The following is a 14,595-nucleotide window of genomic DNA, read 5'->3' on the forward strand; positions in this document are numbered from 1 at the left end:
CCCGCCGGCGCGCCACGGCCGGGATGGGGGCCGGCGGTGGCGCGGAGGCGGGTTCGTGGCTTGTGGCTTAGAAGGTACTGGTGAAGATCAGCTGGGTGTAGAGGTTGTCGTCGTTGCCGCCGATCTGGGTGCCGCCTTGCTCGGCGCTCTTCTTCGGCTTGTACACGCCGACCAGCGGGGTGATGGTCAGGTGCGGGCTGACGGTCCAGTCGGCGTACAGGTCGATCTCGTGGCCGCCGAGGTTGCCCAGGTCCTTGTCGATGGTGTCGAAGCGGAACCACTGCAGGCCGACGTCGAAGGTCTCCGTCGGCTGGATCTTGGCGCCGACGTTGTGGACGCGGGTGTTGCTGTTGAAGGGGCCGGAGTAGTTGCCCGCCACCTCGCCCTGGAACCAGGTGCCGAAGCCGCGGCTGAAGCCGTAGAACAGCGGGTCGAAGCCTTCGGAGAAGCGGCTGAAGCGGTAGCTGACGTAGGGCTTCCAGGCGGCGTCGGCGAAGGTCCAGCCGGCCTCCAGGTACCAGGCGTTCTCGTCGTCGGCGTGGCGCTTGTCCTGCCAGGCGTATTCGCCGGAGAGGAACAGGTTCTCCACGCCGGCGTTGCCCTGGCCGCGCAGGCTGTAGGTCTTCATGTCCTTGCGGTCGAGCTGGGCGGGGGAGGCGTACTGCTCGTCGATGTCGGTGACGTCGATGTAGGTCAGGCCCAGGGTGCCGGCGTCACTGACGTGCTCCAGGGTGCCGACGTACAGCTCGGGCTTGGCCTGGGCCGGGTTGTCGGACTTCAGGCGCATGATGTCGCCGCGCCAACCCTGCTTGCCGCCGATGCGCAGCACTGCGGTCTCGTCGAAGCTGCGGCGGCCGGCCAGGTAGTAGGCGCCGCCGCGGTCGAACATGCCGTCGGCCAGGCCATTGCCGAAGTTGAGGGCGTCGCCGTTGATCAGGAAGCCGTCGCCGACCACGATGTTCTGGCGGCCAAAGGAGAAGTCGATGCCGTCCTCGCCCAGCACCGGGAACAGCGTGCCCGAGCGCCAGCCCAGGTAGGCGTCCTCGATCTTGGTGGTGCGCTCGGAGCCGTCGGTGAAGCCGGCGGCGTCGCCGTCGCCCCAGGTCGCCGAGCTGAGCAGGGCGAAGGCGCCATACAGGCTGCCGGCGCCGCCCAGGCGCTGGTCGCCGCTGAGGCCGTACTTGATGAAACCTTCCTGCCAGTAGGACGAACCCTTGTCCTTGGTGCCGCTCTGCGCGTAGTTCTCCTGGCTGTGCAGCAGCGCATAGACCGCGGTGAGGTCGGCGTTGAGGTGGGTGTCGTCGGTGGAATACAGCGAATAGGCGCTGGCCTGGCCGCTGCCCGCGATCAGCAGGGCGAGCAGCGTCGGGCGCAGGACGGTGGATCGGGTCATGGCGTGCATCCGTATCGTTATTGTTGGCAGGGGACGAAACTCCCTGGGATGCTAAGGCCATGGGCGCAGCTGGCCTTGTGCCTGTCTGCCAAGTGCTTGGATGTGCTTGCCAGATCGCGGACGGAGCCCGCTCCGGCTGCAGGGGAAACACCCGTAGGATGGGTTGAGCGAAGCGATACCCATCGCCGATGGCCGCATGGGTTTCGCAAGCTCAACCCATCCTACGAAAAGCATCTCGGCGCAGGTGGCGGGATGCAGGGCGGGTGCCTCACGGAAACCTGTAGGAGCAGGCCCTGCCTGCGATTCGCGCGCAGGGCGCGCTCCTACATGGGAATGGCGTGAGTGGCGCAGCGTAGGAGCGGATCTCATCCGCGAACCGCGCCGGAATTCCCGGCTATCGCGGACAAGGTCCTACGTTCCAGGAAGCACGGCTTTTCGTAGGATGGTGTTGAGCGAAGCGATACCCATCAGCGCAACCGCATGGGTTTCGCCAAGGCTCAACCCATCCTACAAAAAGCGCCTTGGCGCAGCCGGCAAGACAGTTGCTCCTACCATACGGGCGGCGCCGTGGTGCCTGTAGGTGAACCAGGCCGGCGGCGCTGTCCGGGGCGCCGACAATCCCCCGGACAGCGCCGCCGGCTTGGCTGCTCAGTGCCCGGCCGGCTTGGCGGCGGCGCGCCCGGCGAGCATGCGGCCGAGCAGGGCGAGGAGGGTGAGGGCGATCAGCAGCACCGAGATGGCCGCCACCGCCGGGTCGATGTTGTCGCGCAGGCCGGACCAGATCTGCCGCGGCAGGGTGTTGACCTCGGTGCTGGTGACGAACAGCGTCACCGCGATCTCTTCCCAGGAGAGTGCGAAGCACAGCAGCGCCGTGCTGGCCACGCCCAGCTTGAGGTTCGGCAGCACCACCAGGAAGGTGGTCTGCGCCAGGCTGGCGCCGAGGTTGCGCGCGGCCAGTTCGATGCGCCGGTCCAGTTGGCTCAGGGCCACCAGCATGGTCACCACGCCGTAGGGCACCACCATCACGATGTGCGCGATGGTCAGGCCGAACAGGGTGTCGTAGCCCAGGCCGGGGGCGAGCTTGCTCACCGTGGTTTCCATGAAGTACAGCACCATCGCCGAGATCATCGGCGGGATGGCCATGGGCAGCAGCACCAGGCCGATCAGCAGCGCCGCCCAGCGCGAGCGCAGGTACCAGATGCCCAGGGCGAAGCTCACCGCCAGGGCGGTGGCGACCACGCAGGCGGCGCTGGCCACCACCAGGCTCTGGCCCACCGCCGAGAGCCACTCGGGGCTGTCCAGCAGCGCCTTGTAGTGGCGCAGCGACCAGTTGCCGTCGGGCATCGACAGGAAGCGCTTGCCGGTGAAGGACACCGGGATCACCGCCAGCAGCGGGAACAGCATGAAGATCATCGCCATGGCGGCGAGCAGGCGGCTCGGCGCGCGGCTTTCGTGTGCGTTCATTCGGCTTTCCTCATCCCACCAGCTTGTCGACGCGGGTCATGCGCAGCAGCGCCCAGATCAGCCCCGCCACCAGCGCCAGCAGCACCACCGAGAGCGCCGCGCCCAGGCCCCAGTTGCTGGTCTGGAACATCTGCAGGTAGACGTACTCGGCCACCATCACCGTCTGCCCGCCGCCGAGGATCGCCGGGGTGATGAAGAAGCCCAGGCAGAACACGAAGACGATGATGAAGGCGCCGAGGATGCCGGGGATGGTCTGCGGCACGAAGATGCTCCAGAAGGTGCGCAGCTGCCCGGCGCCCAGGCCGCGGGCGGCCAGCAGCACGCGCGGGTCGAGGCGGCGCATGGTCGACACCAGCGGGAACAGCGCGAAGGGCACCATGAAGTGGACCATGCCGATCACCACCCCCAGCTCGTTGCGCGTCAGCTGCAGGGGCTCGCTGATGATGCCCAGCGCCTGCAGCCAGCCGTTGAGCAGGCCGTTGCTGCGCAGGGCGATCAGCCAGCCGAAGGCGCGCACCAGCACCGACAGCCAGAAGGGGATGAACACGCAGATTTCCACCATGCGCTGCCAGAACGGCGGGCTGTACACCCAGCAGTAGGCCATCAGGTAGGCGATCAGCAGCGACACCACGCTCACCGTGGTGCACAGGCGGAAGGTACGCCAGAGCACGTCGTGGATCGCCGGGTCGCTGGCGATGCGCTGGTACTGCTCGATGCCCGGGGTGGGCAGGCTGAAGCTCCAGCCCACCACCCCGGCGAAGGGCAGCACGTAGAACAGCAGCAGCACCAGCGGCAGCGGCGCCAGCAGCAGGGCCAGCTTCAGCCGCGAGGGATTCTCCGCCATGGGCTCACCTCACTTGGAAACGTGGGTCAGGTACTGCTCCAGGGCCACCGCGTAGTGGTCGGTGTACCACTCGTGGCTGAGCATGATCTGCTTGGGCAGGTTGTCCGGGTCGGTGCAGTTCAGGGGCCTGCGGTCGGCCGGGATCAGCGAGGCGGCCGCCGGGTTGGCCGGGCCGTTGCCGAACAGCTTGAACAGCTCCACCTGGGATTGCGGGTCCTGGGCGTAGGCGATGAAGCGCATGGCCGCATCCTTGCCCGCCGGGTTGCCCTTGAGCACGCCCCAGTTGCTGCAGCCCAGCAGGGCGTTGTCGAAGGTCCATTTGATGCGGCCCTCGCTGTCCTCGGTGATGACCTGGGCGCGGGTGTTCCAGATGGCGCCCATGCTCACCTCGCCCTCGATCAGCAACTGCTGGGTCTCGGCGCCCGAGCCCCAGAAGGCCAGGATGTGCGGCTTGAGCTCGTCGAGCTTCTTCAGCGCGCGCGGCACGTCCAGCGGGTAGAGCTTGTCCGGCTCGACGCCGTCGGCCAGCAGCGCGGCCTCCAGCATGCCGTTCATCCACTTGTACAGGGTGCGCTTGCCGGGGAAGGCCTGCACGTCCCAGAAGTCCTTCCAGGTCTTCGGCGCCTTGTCGCCGAAGCGCTTGCTGTCGTAGGCGATCACGTAGCTGAGCATGTAGTCGGCGATGCCGTATTCGTAGGCGAAGCCGGGCAGCACCTTGTCCCTGGAGACGATGCCGTAGTCGATCGGCTCCACCAGGTTTTCCTTGCCCAGGTTCTGCAGGATGGAGCTTTCCGCGTCGACCACGTCCCAGCTCACCCGGCCGCTGCTCATCTGGGTGCGGATGGCGCCCTCGGTGGGGCCGCTGCCGTCGATCTTCACCGGGATGCCGGTGCTCTTGGAAAAGCCCTCGGTCCAGGCCTTGCCGAACGCCTTGATGGCGTCGCCGCCCCAGTTCACCACCACCAGCGGCTTGTCGCCGGCGGCGAAGCTGACGCCGCTGCGCAGGGCCAGGGGCAGGGCGGCCAGCAGGCCCATGCCCTTGAGGAAGGTGCGGCGGTCGATCTGCCCGCGGCGGGCCTTTTCCATGAGGACTTCGATGCAGTCTTGCTGATGCGGGTTGAACATGAATGCAGCTCCCAGGCGGGGATGGCGAAAAGGGGGAGGGCGCGCGGGCGCCCCGGGAATCAGGCGAGCAGCAGGCTCTTCTCGATCGGCCAGCTCAGCCACACGCGGGCGCCCTGGTCCAGGCGTGCGGCCTGGTGCTCGGCGTGCACCGCCAGGCTCATGGGCAGCGCGCCCTCGGCAGCGGTGGCCAGGCCCAGTTCGGTGCTGGCGCCCTGGTAGGTCTTGGCGGTGAGCACCGCCTGCACCACGTTGTGGCCTTCCACCTGCGGCGGCGCGCTGTGCAACTGCATGTGCTCGGGGCGCACCGCCAGCAGCGGCGCGGCGGCGTCCAGGGCGGCGGAGGGTTCGGCGTGCAGCTGGGCGTCGCCGAAACGCCCGCAGGCGAGGGCGCCGGCGCGGCCCACCTGGCTCAGCGGGAACAGGTTCATCTTGCCGAGGAACTCGGCGACGAAGCGGTTGGCGGGCTGGTTGTAGATGGCCTGCGGGGTGTCGATCTGCGCCACCTGGCCGCGGTTGAAGATGGCGATGCGGGTGGACAGCGCCAGGGCCTCGTTCTGGTCGTGGGTGACGAACACGAAAGTGGTGCCGACCTGGCGGTGGATGCGCTGCAGTTCGGCCTGCAGCTGTTCGCGCAGGTTCTTGTCCAGCGCCGAGAGGGGTTCGTCGAGCAGCAGCAGGTCCGGCTCGAACACCAGCGCGCGGGCGATGGCCACGCGCTGCTGCTGGCCGCCGGAGAGCTCGCCGGGGCGCTTGCCGCGGTGCTCGCCCAGGCCCACCACTTCGAGCATGTGGCGCACCCGGCGGTTGCGTTCCTCGGCTTTGACGCCACGGATTTTCAGCGGGAAGGCGACGTTGTCGTCGATGCTCATGTGCGGGAACAGCGCGTAGCCCTGGAACACCATGCCGAAGTTGCGCTTCTCCGCCGGGCGCCGGGTGATGTCCTGGCCGAGGGCTTCGAGGCGCCCGCTGGACGGGTCCTGGAAGCCGGCGAGGATCATCAGGAAGGTGGTCTTGCCGGAGCCGGAGGGGCCGAGGAGGGTAAGGAACTCGCCCTGCTGGATATCGATGGACACATCGCTCAGGGCGCGGAAATCGCCGTAGCGCTTGCCGATGTCGATGGCACGAAGTTGGGGCTGTCGCTCCACTGCATTCACCTCGTCTTATTCTTGTTCTGTGGCGCGGCGACCCAGCGGTCAGCCGTCCTTTTGCGCAGTATTGTCAAATCCTCCTGCGCTTCAATCGCGTTTTTTCGCCGTCATTGTTCAAATTCCTTCACCAATCACGCCGCCGCGGCTGCCCTTGCGGAACTGCTCGGACAGCCGCAGCTCGGCCTTCATCCAGGCCTTGAAGGCCTGCACGTCGGGGCGTTCGCTCTTGGCCGCGTCGGTGACGAAGTAGTAGCGGTTGGGCGGCTCGATGGAGACGTTGAACAGCCGCACCAACTGCCCCTTGGCCATGGCGTCGCCGCTGACCAGGGCGTCGCCCATGGCCACGCCTTGCCCGGCGATGGCCGCCGACTGCACCAGGTGCGCGTCGGAGAAGACGATGCCGTTGCGCACGTTGAGGTCGCGCACCCCGGCGGCGGCCGCCCACAGCAGCCAGTCGGAGTGGTCGACCATGTGCAGCAGCGGCAGGTTGGCCAGGTCCTCAGGCGAGTCCAGCCCGCCGGCGGCGTTGAGCAGCGAGGGGCTGCACACCGGGAAGGTGTCGAGGGTGGCGATCAGTTCCACGCGCAGGTCCGGCCAGTCGCCCACGCCGTAGGCGATGAACAGGTCGACGTCGCGGTTGCTGACGTCGTCGGGAATCCGCGGCGACACCAGGTTCAGTTCGACCTGCGGGTGGGCGCGCTGGAACTTGCCGATCTGGTGGCACAGCCAGTAGGTGGCGAAGCCCGGGGTGCAGCTCACGCACAGGCGCCCGGCGATCTCCTGGGCGTCGGTGAAGCGCCGCGCCTCGTTGAGGATGCCCAGGGCGCGCTGGGTCTCGCGGGCGAAGTACTCGCCGCGGTAGGTCAGCACGATGCCGCGCCCGGATTTCTCGATCAGCGCGGTGCCCAGGCATTCCTCCAGGCTGCGCAACTGGTGGCTCACGGCGCTGCGGGTAAGGCTCAGCTCGCTGGCGGCGGCGGACAGGCTGCCCAGGCGGGCGACGGCGTCGAGCACGCGCAGGGCGGTCATCGAAGGGAAGCGCATGGGCTCACTCCTGATTAGTGCGGGCGCGCCGCTGGCGGAAGCCTTCCGGGGTGGTCCCGGCGTGGCGCAGGAAGGCGCGGTGGAAACTGGTGACGTGTTCGTAGCCGAGCAGGAAGGCGATCTCCTGCAGGCTCATGCGGCTGGCCAGCAGGTAGCGCTCGGCCAGGGCCATGCGCACCTCGTAGACCACGCCCTTGAAGGTCAGCCCATGGGCGCGCAGGCGCCGCTGCAGGGTGTGCGGCGGCAGGCGGAAGTGCGCGGCGGCCTGCTCCAGGTCCGGCAGTGGCACCCGGGCGTTCTGCAGCAGGTAGAAGCGCAGGTCGTCGGGCAGGGCCTCGCCGCTCTCGAAGCTGGCCAGGGTGGCCGCGCCCTGGGCCTGGCACAGGCGCAGCACCGAGGGGTTGGAAGTGGAGAAGGGGCGCTCGTGGAATTCCCGCGGGATGCGCAGCTCGGCGCGGCTGGCGGCGAATTCGCTGCGGCCGGGGAACAGCTCGGCGTAGAGCGCGGCGTGGGGCGGCGCGGCGAACGGCAGGCGCACCTGCATGCCGGCGCACTCGGCCAGCTCCGGCAGGCGCTGGCACAGCCAGCGCCAGGTGCTGCTGAACCATTCCTCCAGCAGCGCCTGGGTTTCCATGGGGCTGTAGGGCGGCGCCTGCAGGGCCAGCACCAGGTGCTCGCCGTGTTCCTCGCGGGTGACGTGGATGGGGTGCGGCAGCAGGCTGGAGGGCTGGCCCAGGGAGATGTCCCAGGAGCGCCGCAGGTTGGCCGCGCTGATCAGCGCGTAGCCGATCACCCCCAGGTCGAACAGGTTGTAGCGCTGGCCCAGGCGCAGGAAGAAATCGCTGGCGCCGAGCAGCCCGGCGGCCTGGCGCAGCAGGCGGTAGTAGCGGGCGAAGGTCATGTTGGCGGCGGCCTCGGCGGCCGGCACGCCGAGCCCGGCGAGCAGCGGCGCGAGCGGCGGCAGCCGGGGCCGGGCCTGCCATTCCTCGAGGAAGCGCTGGTACAGCTGGCGCGCGGCGTAGTCGATGTCGGACTGCTGGTCGGGCATGCTCGTGCTTGTTATCTGAGGCTAGCGAGTTGTCATCTTATGCTAGTCAAAGGCTTCTGGCAGCTCCCTATACTCGGCGCAAAACAACAAGGGGAGCACCGACATGACGGCGCCCGATACATTCCGTTCGTCCCATTCGCCTGCCAACCGCCACGCCGACCTGCTGCTGCGCAGCGGCCGCTTCTACACCCTCGACCCGGCGCAGCCCTGGGCCGAGGCCGTGGCCATCCGCGACGGCCGCTTCCTCGCCGTCGGCCGCGCCGAGGACCTGGCGCACCTGGTCGGCCCGCAGACCCGCCAGCACGACCTCGGCGGCGCCTTCTGTATGCCCGGCCTGCACGACATGCACACCCACCCGGACCTGGCCCTGGCCCCGCGCTACGCCGACGACCTCGACGTGGGCATCGAGGACCCGAGCCCCGAGCAACTGGCCGCGGCCATCCGCGCCTACGCCGACAGCCACCCGGGCGATGGCTGGGTCTATGGCCAGTACTGGGTGCGCTACACCTTCCGCGAGGCCGGGCTGAAGCCGGGCCGCGAGTGGCTCGACAGCGTCATGCCGGACCGCCCGGTGGCGCTGCTCGACCGCATGTGGGGGACCATGATGGTCAACTCCCGCGCCCTCGAACTGGCCGGCATCGATGCCGCCACGCCCGACCCGCGCAACGGCTACCTGGAGCGCGACGAACTGACCGGCGAGCCCAACGGCCTGCTGATCGACGGCGCCTACGCGCTGATCCACGCCGCCATGCCGCCCACACCCATCGAGGTGCTGCGCCGCGCCTACCGCGATGGCGTGCACTTCCAGAGCGCCCGCGGCGTCACCGCCAGCAAGTACGTGCACGTCTGTGAACGCCGCCTGCAGGCACTCAAGGAACTGGACGACGCCGGCCAGCTGACCCTGCGCGTGGAAGCGGCCATCAGCTGGCAGGACGACATCTTCCCGGTGCGCCGGCGCTGGGAACTGCTCAGCGGCGAGCGCCACTACTACCACAGCGCGCGGCTGTCGGCCAACGCCGTGAAGTTCCACTTCGACGGCACCGTGGAGCCGCGCTCGTCGTTCCTCATCAGCCCCTGGCCGGGCGAGGACAGCTGGCGCGGCAAGCTCAACCTGACCCCCGAGCACATCACCGACATGGTGGTGGACATGGACCGCCGCGGCATCCGCGTGATCGCCCACTGCACCGGCGACGGCGCCTCCGACGTGTTCCTCGACGCGGTGGCCGAGGCGCGCCGGCGCAACGGCTTCAGCGGCATCCGCCACCAGTGCGCGCACAGCACCATCCTGCACCCGGGCAACCTCAGGCGCTTCCGCGAGCTGGAAGTGATAGCCGAATTCTCCCCGGCGGCCTGGTACCCCACGCCCTTCGCCAGCGGCGCGCGCTCCGGCTACGGCGCCGAGCGCCTGAAGCGCATCTACGACTACAAGGGCGTGCTCGCCGCCGGCGGCATCGCGGTGATGGGCACCGACTGGCCGGTGGCCTCCATCGACCCCTGGCTGGCCCTGGAAACCATGATCACCCGGCAGAACCCCTGGAACGACGACCCGGCCTGCTTCGGCGAGCCCATCGGCCTGGAGCAGGCGCTGCAGGTGGTGACGCTGAACGGCGCCCACGCCATGGGCCTGGAGCACCTGACCGGCAGCATCGAGGCCGGCAAGTCGGCGGACTTCATCGTGCTGGACCGCGACCTCTTCGCCCAGCCGCCGCGCGGCTACATCCACCGCACCCAGGTCGAGCAGACCTTCGTCGAGGGCCGCCCGGTCTACGACCGCCAGGGCGTGTTCAGCGGCCCGCTGCAGGCGGTGTGGCAGGGCGAAGTGCCGCAGATCATGAGGGACGACCGATGAGCATCCCGGTGACCGTGGTCGCCGGCTTCCTCGGCGCCGGCAAGACCACCCTGCTGCGCCGCCTGGTGCAGCAGTGCGCCGGGCAGCGCCTGGCGCTGATCGTCAACGACTTCGGCGAACTGAACGTGGACGCCGAGATGATCGCCGAGCAGAGCGACGCGGTGTACGCCCTGCAGAACGGCTGCCTGTGCTGCACCATGCAGGACGACCTGCTGGCCCAGCTCGGCCGCCTGGCCGCGATGCAGCCGGCGGTGGAGCGCATCGTCATCGAATGCAGCGGCGTGGCCGACCCGCAACCGATCATCCAGGCCCTGGGCTACCCGCAGCTGCTCAGGCACATGCACCTGGACGCGCTCATCACCCTGGTGGACGCGGCCCGCAGCCAGCCGCTGGAAGGCGAATACGCGCAACTGGAAAGGCGCCAGGCGGCCGCGGCCGACCTGCTGCTGCTGAACAAGGCCGACATAGCGACGCCGGAACAACTGCAGGCCCTGCGCCAGCGCTTCGGCGAGCCGCGGCGGATGCTGCAGACGGTGCAGGCGGAAATACCCGACGAGCTGCTCTACGGCGAACGCCCGGAGCGCGCGCAACGCCTGGCGCCGCTGGGTGTCGATCACAGCCGGCTGTTCGACAGCTGGACCTGGCGCCACGCCGGCCAGCTCGACCCCCAGCGCCTGCGCGCCTGGCTCGACCAGCTGCCGGAAGGCCTGTTCCGCCTCAAGGGCCGCGTACAGGTCAGCGGCCGCGAACAGCCGCTGTGGCTGCAATACGTCGGCGGGCGCAGCCAGTTCCTGGCGGCGCAGGCGCAGGAGGGCGACAACTGCCTGGTCTTCATCGCCAGCGCCGCTGCCGGACTGCGCGAGCGTCTGGAGGCCAGCCTGGAACAGTGCCTGGCCGCCTGACGCGAGGCTCTTCGTAGGAGCGGGCCCTGCCCGCGATATCACGCGCAGGGCGCGCTCCTACATGGAATGGCGTGGGTGGGGCAGCGTAGGAGCGGATCCCATCCGCGAATCGCGCCGGAGGTTCCGGCCATCGCGGACAAGGTCCGCTCCTACGGGGGGAGGAATACCGTGCCTCCCGGCAACCTGTAGGAGCGGGCCCTGCCCGCGATTCGCGCGCAGGGCGCGCTCCTACATGGGAATGGCGTGGGTGGGGCAGCGTAAGAGCGGATCTCATCCGCGAATCGCGCCGGAGGTTCCGGCCATCGCGGACAAGGTCCGCTACGGGGGGAGGAATACCGTGCCTCCCGGCAACCTGTAGGAGCGGGCCCTGCCCGCGATATCGCGCGCAGGGCGCGCTCCTACATGGGGACGACTGTGGGTGGGGCAGCGCGGATCTTATCCGCGAATCGCGCCGGAGGTTCCGGCTATCGCGGACAAGGTCCTACAGGAGCCACGAAGCTCAGCGGAATTTCTCCAGCAGCTGGTAGTACCACATCCCCGCCGCCAGCATCGGGTTGCCGAACACGTCGCCCAGGGGCACTTTCACGTGCTTGCACTGGGCGAAGGTGTCGAATTGCTCCAGGTCGCCGCTCATGGCCGTGGCCATGATCTCGCCCATGATGTGGGTGGTGGCCACGCCGTGGCCGGAGTAGCCCTGGCAGTACCAGACGTTGTCCGAGAGCTTGCCCAGCTGTGGGATGCGGTTCATCACGATGCCCATGGCGCAGCTCCACTGGAACTCGATCTCCACGCCCTTGAGCGCCGGGAAGGTGCGTTCGATGCAGGGGCGCAGTTCGCCGGCGATGTCCCGCGAGTCGCGGCCAGAGTAGTTGGCGCCGCCGCCGAACAGCAGGCGCCCGTCGGCGGTCAGGCGGTAGTAGTCGAGGACGAAGCGGCAGTCGTAGACGGCCAGGTCCTGCGGGTTGATGCGCTTGGCCAGCGCGCCCAGCGGCTTGGTGGTGACGATGCCGCCCATGGCCGGGAAGATCATGCCCTTGAGCTGCTTGCGCTCCAGCTTGTGGTAGACGTCGCCGGCCAGCAGCACCTGGGCGGCGTTGATCCGCCCGCCGGTGGTGACCACCGCCGGCCGCGGGCCGTGGACGATGTCCAGCACCTCGGAGTGCTCGAAGATCAGCCCGCCCAGGCTCTCCAGGGCCTTGGCCTCGCCGATGCACAGGTTGAGCGGGTGCAGGTGCATGTTGCGCATATTCTTGATGGCGCCGCAGTACAGGTCGCTTTCCAGGTGCTGGCGCACGCCGGCGGCGTCGAGCAGGTTGACCTCGGCGCCCATGCCGCGGCGCACGGCTTCTTCGTAGGAGGCTTCCAGCTCGGCCATGTGCGACGGCTTCATGGCCGCGTGCAGGTGGCCGAACTTGAGGTCGCAGGCGATGCCGTATTTCGCCACGCGGCTCTTGATGATCTCGTGGCCGCGCCAGCGCAGGTGCCAGATGAAGTCGTCGACGTCGTTGCCCAGCCACTGCTGCATCTGCTTGCGCATGGCCGAGTCGCCGGACAGGCTGCCGGTGACCTGGCCGCCGTTGCGCCCGCTGGCGCCCCAGCCGACCTTGTTGGTCTCGACGATGGCCACCTTGTAGCCGCGCTCGGCCAGCTCCACGGCGGTGGTCACACCGGTGAAGCCGCCGCCGATGATGGCGATGTCGACGTTCACTTCGCCTTGCAGGGTGGGGTAGTCGGTTTCCGTGTTGAGGCTGGCGGAATAATAGGAAGGGGCGCGCTCGGGGGCGGCTTTGGCGGGTTTCAGTGCGGCGTTCATTCTTGTGTTTTTCCTGTTGTCTGGTTTCCCTCTCCCTAGCCCTCTCCCTGAAGGGCGAGGGGACTGGATCGGAGCGGGCTTTTGATTCGGTTTCAGCCGGTTGCGCCGTTGTTCAGCGTTACGCCGGACTGCCCCCTCTCCCGCTTGCGGGAGAGGGCTGGGGAGAGGGGCTCTTAGGCCTCAAGCCTGATGCAGATACCACCGCCAATCCTGCTCCCCGACCTCACCCATGAACTGCCGGTACTCCGCCTGCTTCACCTTCAGGTACACGCCCAGGAACTCCCGCCCCAGCGCATCCCGCGCCCAGCTCGACCGCTCCAGCGCGCGCAGCGAGGTCAGCCAGTCGGTGGGCAGCAGTTCCTTGGCCTGGGCATAGCCGTTGCCCTCGACGGGCGCGCCCGGGTCGATGGCTTCGCGGATGCCACGGTGAATGCCGGCAAGAATCGCCGCCGCCGCCAGATAGGGATTGGCATCGGCCCCACAGATGCGGTGCTCGATGTGCCGGGTGTGCGCCGGCCCGCCCGGCACGCGCAGGCTGACGGTGCGGTTGTCGACGCCCCAGGTCGGCGCCAGCGGCGCGTAGCTGTTGGCCTGGAAGCGCCGATAGGAGTTGGCGTTGGGGCAGAACAGCAGCAGCGAGTCGAGCAGGCTGGCGAGCATGCCGCCCACCGCCTGGCGCAGCAGCGGCGTGCCGGCCGGCTCTGCGCTGGCGAACAGGTTCGCCCCGGCGGCATCGGCCAGCGACACATGCATGTGCATGCCGGTGCCGGCCAGGTCGTCGAACGGCTTGGCCATGAAGCAGGCCTGCATCCCATGCTTGTGTGCCACACCCTTGACCAGGCGCTTGTAACGCACGGCCTGGTCCATGGCGGTGAGGGCGTCGCCGTGCTCCAGGGTGATCTCCACCTGGCCCGGGGCGTATTCGGAGATGGCGGTGCGCGCCGGGATGCCCTGGGCCTTGCAGGCGGCATAGAGGTCGGCGAGGAAGGGCTCGATCTGCTCCAGCTCGCGCAGGCCGTAGACCTGGGTGGAGCGCGGCCGGCCGCCGTCGGCGTCCAGCGCCGGCTGCGGGCGGCCGTTGGCGTCGCGCTTGGCGTCCAGCAGGTAGAACTCCAGCTCGCAGGCCATCACCGGGTGGTAGCCGGCGGCCTTGAGTTCGTCGATCACCTTGACCAGTACGTGGCGCGGGTCGGCGATGTCCGCCGGCTTGCCTTCGACCGGGTGCATGCTGACTTGCACCGCGGCCGTGGGAATCTGCCGCCAGGGCAGGCGCACCAGGCTGCCGGCCAGCGGGTAGGCGCGGCAGTCGATGTCGCCGACCTCCCACACCAGCCCGGAATCCTCCACGTCCTCGCCATGCAGCGTCAGGCCGAGAATGGTGCTCGGCAAGGGCCGGCCGGACTCGTAGACCGCCAGCAGTTCCTCGCGGTGCAGCAGCTTGCCGCGGGGCACGCCGTTGGCGTCGAGGATGAACAGCTCGACCATCTCGATGTCGGGATTGGCGGCCAGGAAGGCCTGGGCCTCTTGCACGGGGGCGAATTTCATTGGTGTTCTCGCATAGCGCCAATGGGCGCGCTGATGGCCTGCGCGGCCGGGCTGCGGCGGGGCAGGCGATGCAATGGCTACGCCAACTCGCGCAGCGTCGGGCGCCTGCGTTCAGCGTAGTTCCAGCAAAGGGCCGGGCGCGGGGCGCCCGTCAGCGTGCGGCGCTATCCGGTGGACGCGCGTGGCGGCAGTGCCAGAGCGCCCAGAAGGCCAGCTCCAGCGGCAGCGAGAGGGGTTGCAGGCGCAGCCAGCGGCAGCGTTCGCGCGGCAGGCGCAGGGGCTCTGCCTGGGAGGCGGAGGCGCTGGCGGCGACGAAGTGCTGTTGCAGAATGTGCATGGGTGGCTGCGTGGGGGACGATGCCGGCAGACTCGCACAGGCGATGGGTGCTTTAAATGTGAATCTAGTTGAACTCACTTGAG

Annotated in this window: 12 protein-coding genes; 2 read left to right on the forward strand and 10 right to left on the reverse strand. The window is 68.8% G+C overall.

Features of this window, described 5'->3' with window-relative positions:
* Window positions 1–67: 67 nt before the first annotated feature.
* The 7 genes from RN02_RS04790 to RN02_RS04820 form a co-directional block, all read right to left on the reverse strand.
* Complete coding sequence (locus tag RN02_RS04790; protein ID WP_043313438.1) at window positions 68–1,393, reverse strand: hypothetical protein; 1,326 nt, start codon at window positions 1,391–1,393, stop codon at window positions 68–70.
* A gap of 648 nt (window positions 1,394–2,041) precedes the next feature.
* A complete protein-coding gene (locus tag RN02_RS04795) occupies window positions 2,042–2,857 on the reverse strand; it encodes an ABC transporter permease (protein ID WP_043313330.1) in 816 nt (271 codons plus the stop codon).
* Window positions 2,858–2,867: 10 nt separating this feature from the next.
* Window positions 2,868–3,701 (reverse strand): ABC transporter permease, encoded by an 834-nt coding sequence (locus RN02_RS04800; RefSeq protein WP_043313331.1) that lies wholly within the window; start codon window positions 3,699–3,701, stop codon window positions 2,868–2,870.
* Window positions 3,702–3,710: 9 nt separating this feature from the next.
* A complete protein-coding gene (locus RN02_RS04805; RefSeq protein WP_043313332.1) occupies window positions 3,711–4,826 on the reverse strand; it encodes an ABC transporter substrate-binding protein in 1,116 nt (371 codons plus the stop codon).
* 59 nt (window positions 4,827–4,885) lie between these two features.
* Window positions 4,886–5,971, reverse strand: coding sequence for an ABC transporter ATP-binding protein (locus RN02_RS04810; RefSeq protein ID WP_009622668.1), 1,086 nt, complete (start codon window positions 5,969–5,971; stop codon window positions 4,886–4,888).
* A gap of 117 nt (window positions 5,972–6,088) precedes the next feature.
* The gene (locus RN02_RS04815) at window positions 6,089–7,018 is read right to left on the reverse strand and encodes a LysR substrate-binding domain-containing protein (RefSeq protein WP_009622667.1); all 930 of its coding nucleotides are present in this window, start codon (window positions 7,016–7,018) and stop codon (window positions 6,089–6,091) included.
* A 4-nt stretch (window positions 7,019–7,022) separates the two neighbouring features.
* Entirely contained in the window at window positions 7,023–8,066 is a 1,044-nt protein-coding gene (locus RN02_RS04820; protein WP_009622665.1) for a helix-turn-helix transcriptional regulator, read from the reverse strand.
* A 103-nt stretch (window positions 8,067–8,169) separates the two neighbouring features.
* Here RN02_RS04820 and RN02_RS04825 point away from each other — a divergent pair, with 103 nt between their 5' ends.
* Both RN02_RS04825 and RN02_RS04830 read left to right on the forward strand, forming a co-directional pair.
* Window positions 8,170–9,915, forward strand: coding sequence for an amidohydrolase (locus RN02_RS04825; protein WP_043313333.1), 1,746 nt, complete (start codon window positions 8,170–8,172; stop codon window positions 9,913–9,915).
* A complete protein-coding gene (locus RN02_RS04830) occupies window positions 9,912–10,817 on the forward strand; it encodes a CobW family GTP-binding protein (RefSeq protein ID WP_043313336.1) in 906 nt (301 codons plus the stop codon). The genes RN02_RS04825 and RN02_RS04830 overlap by 4 nt, the downstream gene beginning before the upstream one ends.
* A gap of 499 nt (window positions 10,818–11,316) precedes the next feature.
* Here the strand turns inward: RN02_RS04830 and RN02_RS04835 are convergent, their stop codons facing one another.
* The 3 genes from RN02_RS04835 to RN02_RS04845 all read right to left on the reverse strand — a co-directional run bounded on the left by RN02_RS04835 (window position 11,317) and on the right by RN02_RS04845 (window position 14,512).
* Complete coding sequence (locus RN02_RS04835; protein ID WP_043313338.1) at window positions 11,317–12,630, reverse strand: NAD(P)/FAD-dependent oxidoreductase; 1,314 nt, start codon at window positions 12,628–12,630, stop codon at window positions 11,317–11,319.
* A 180-nt stretch (window positions 12,631–12,810) separates the two neighbouring features.
* The gene (locus RN02_RS04840) at window positions 12,811–14,175 is read right to left on the reverse strand and encodes a glutamine synthetase family protein (protein ID WP_043313339.1); all 1,365 of its coding nucleotides are present in this window, start codon (window positions 14,173–14,175) and stop codon (window positions 12,811–12,813) included.
* 151 nt (window positions 14,176–14,326) lie between these two features.
* Window positions 14,327–14,512, reverse strand: coding sequence for a hypothetical protein (locus RN02_RS04845; protein WP_043313341.1), 186 nt, complete (start codon window positions 14,510–14,512; stop codon window positions 14,327–14,329).
* Window positions 14,513–14,595 lie beyond the last annotated feature (83 nt).

The sequence above is a fragment of the Pseudomonas sp. PI1 genome, from assembly GCF_000812405.1.
GTDB lineage: Bacteria > Pseudomonadota > Gammaproteobacteria > Pseudomonadales > Pseudomonadaceae > Pseudomonas > Pseudomonas citronellolis.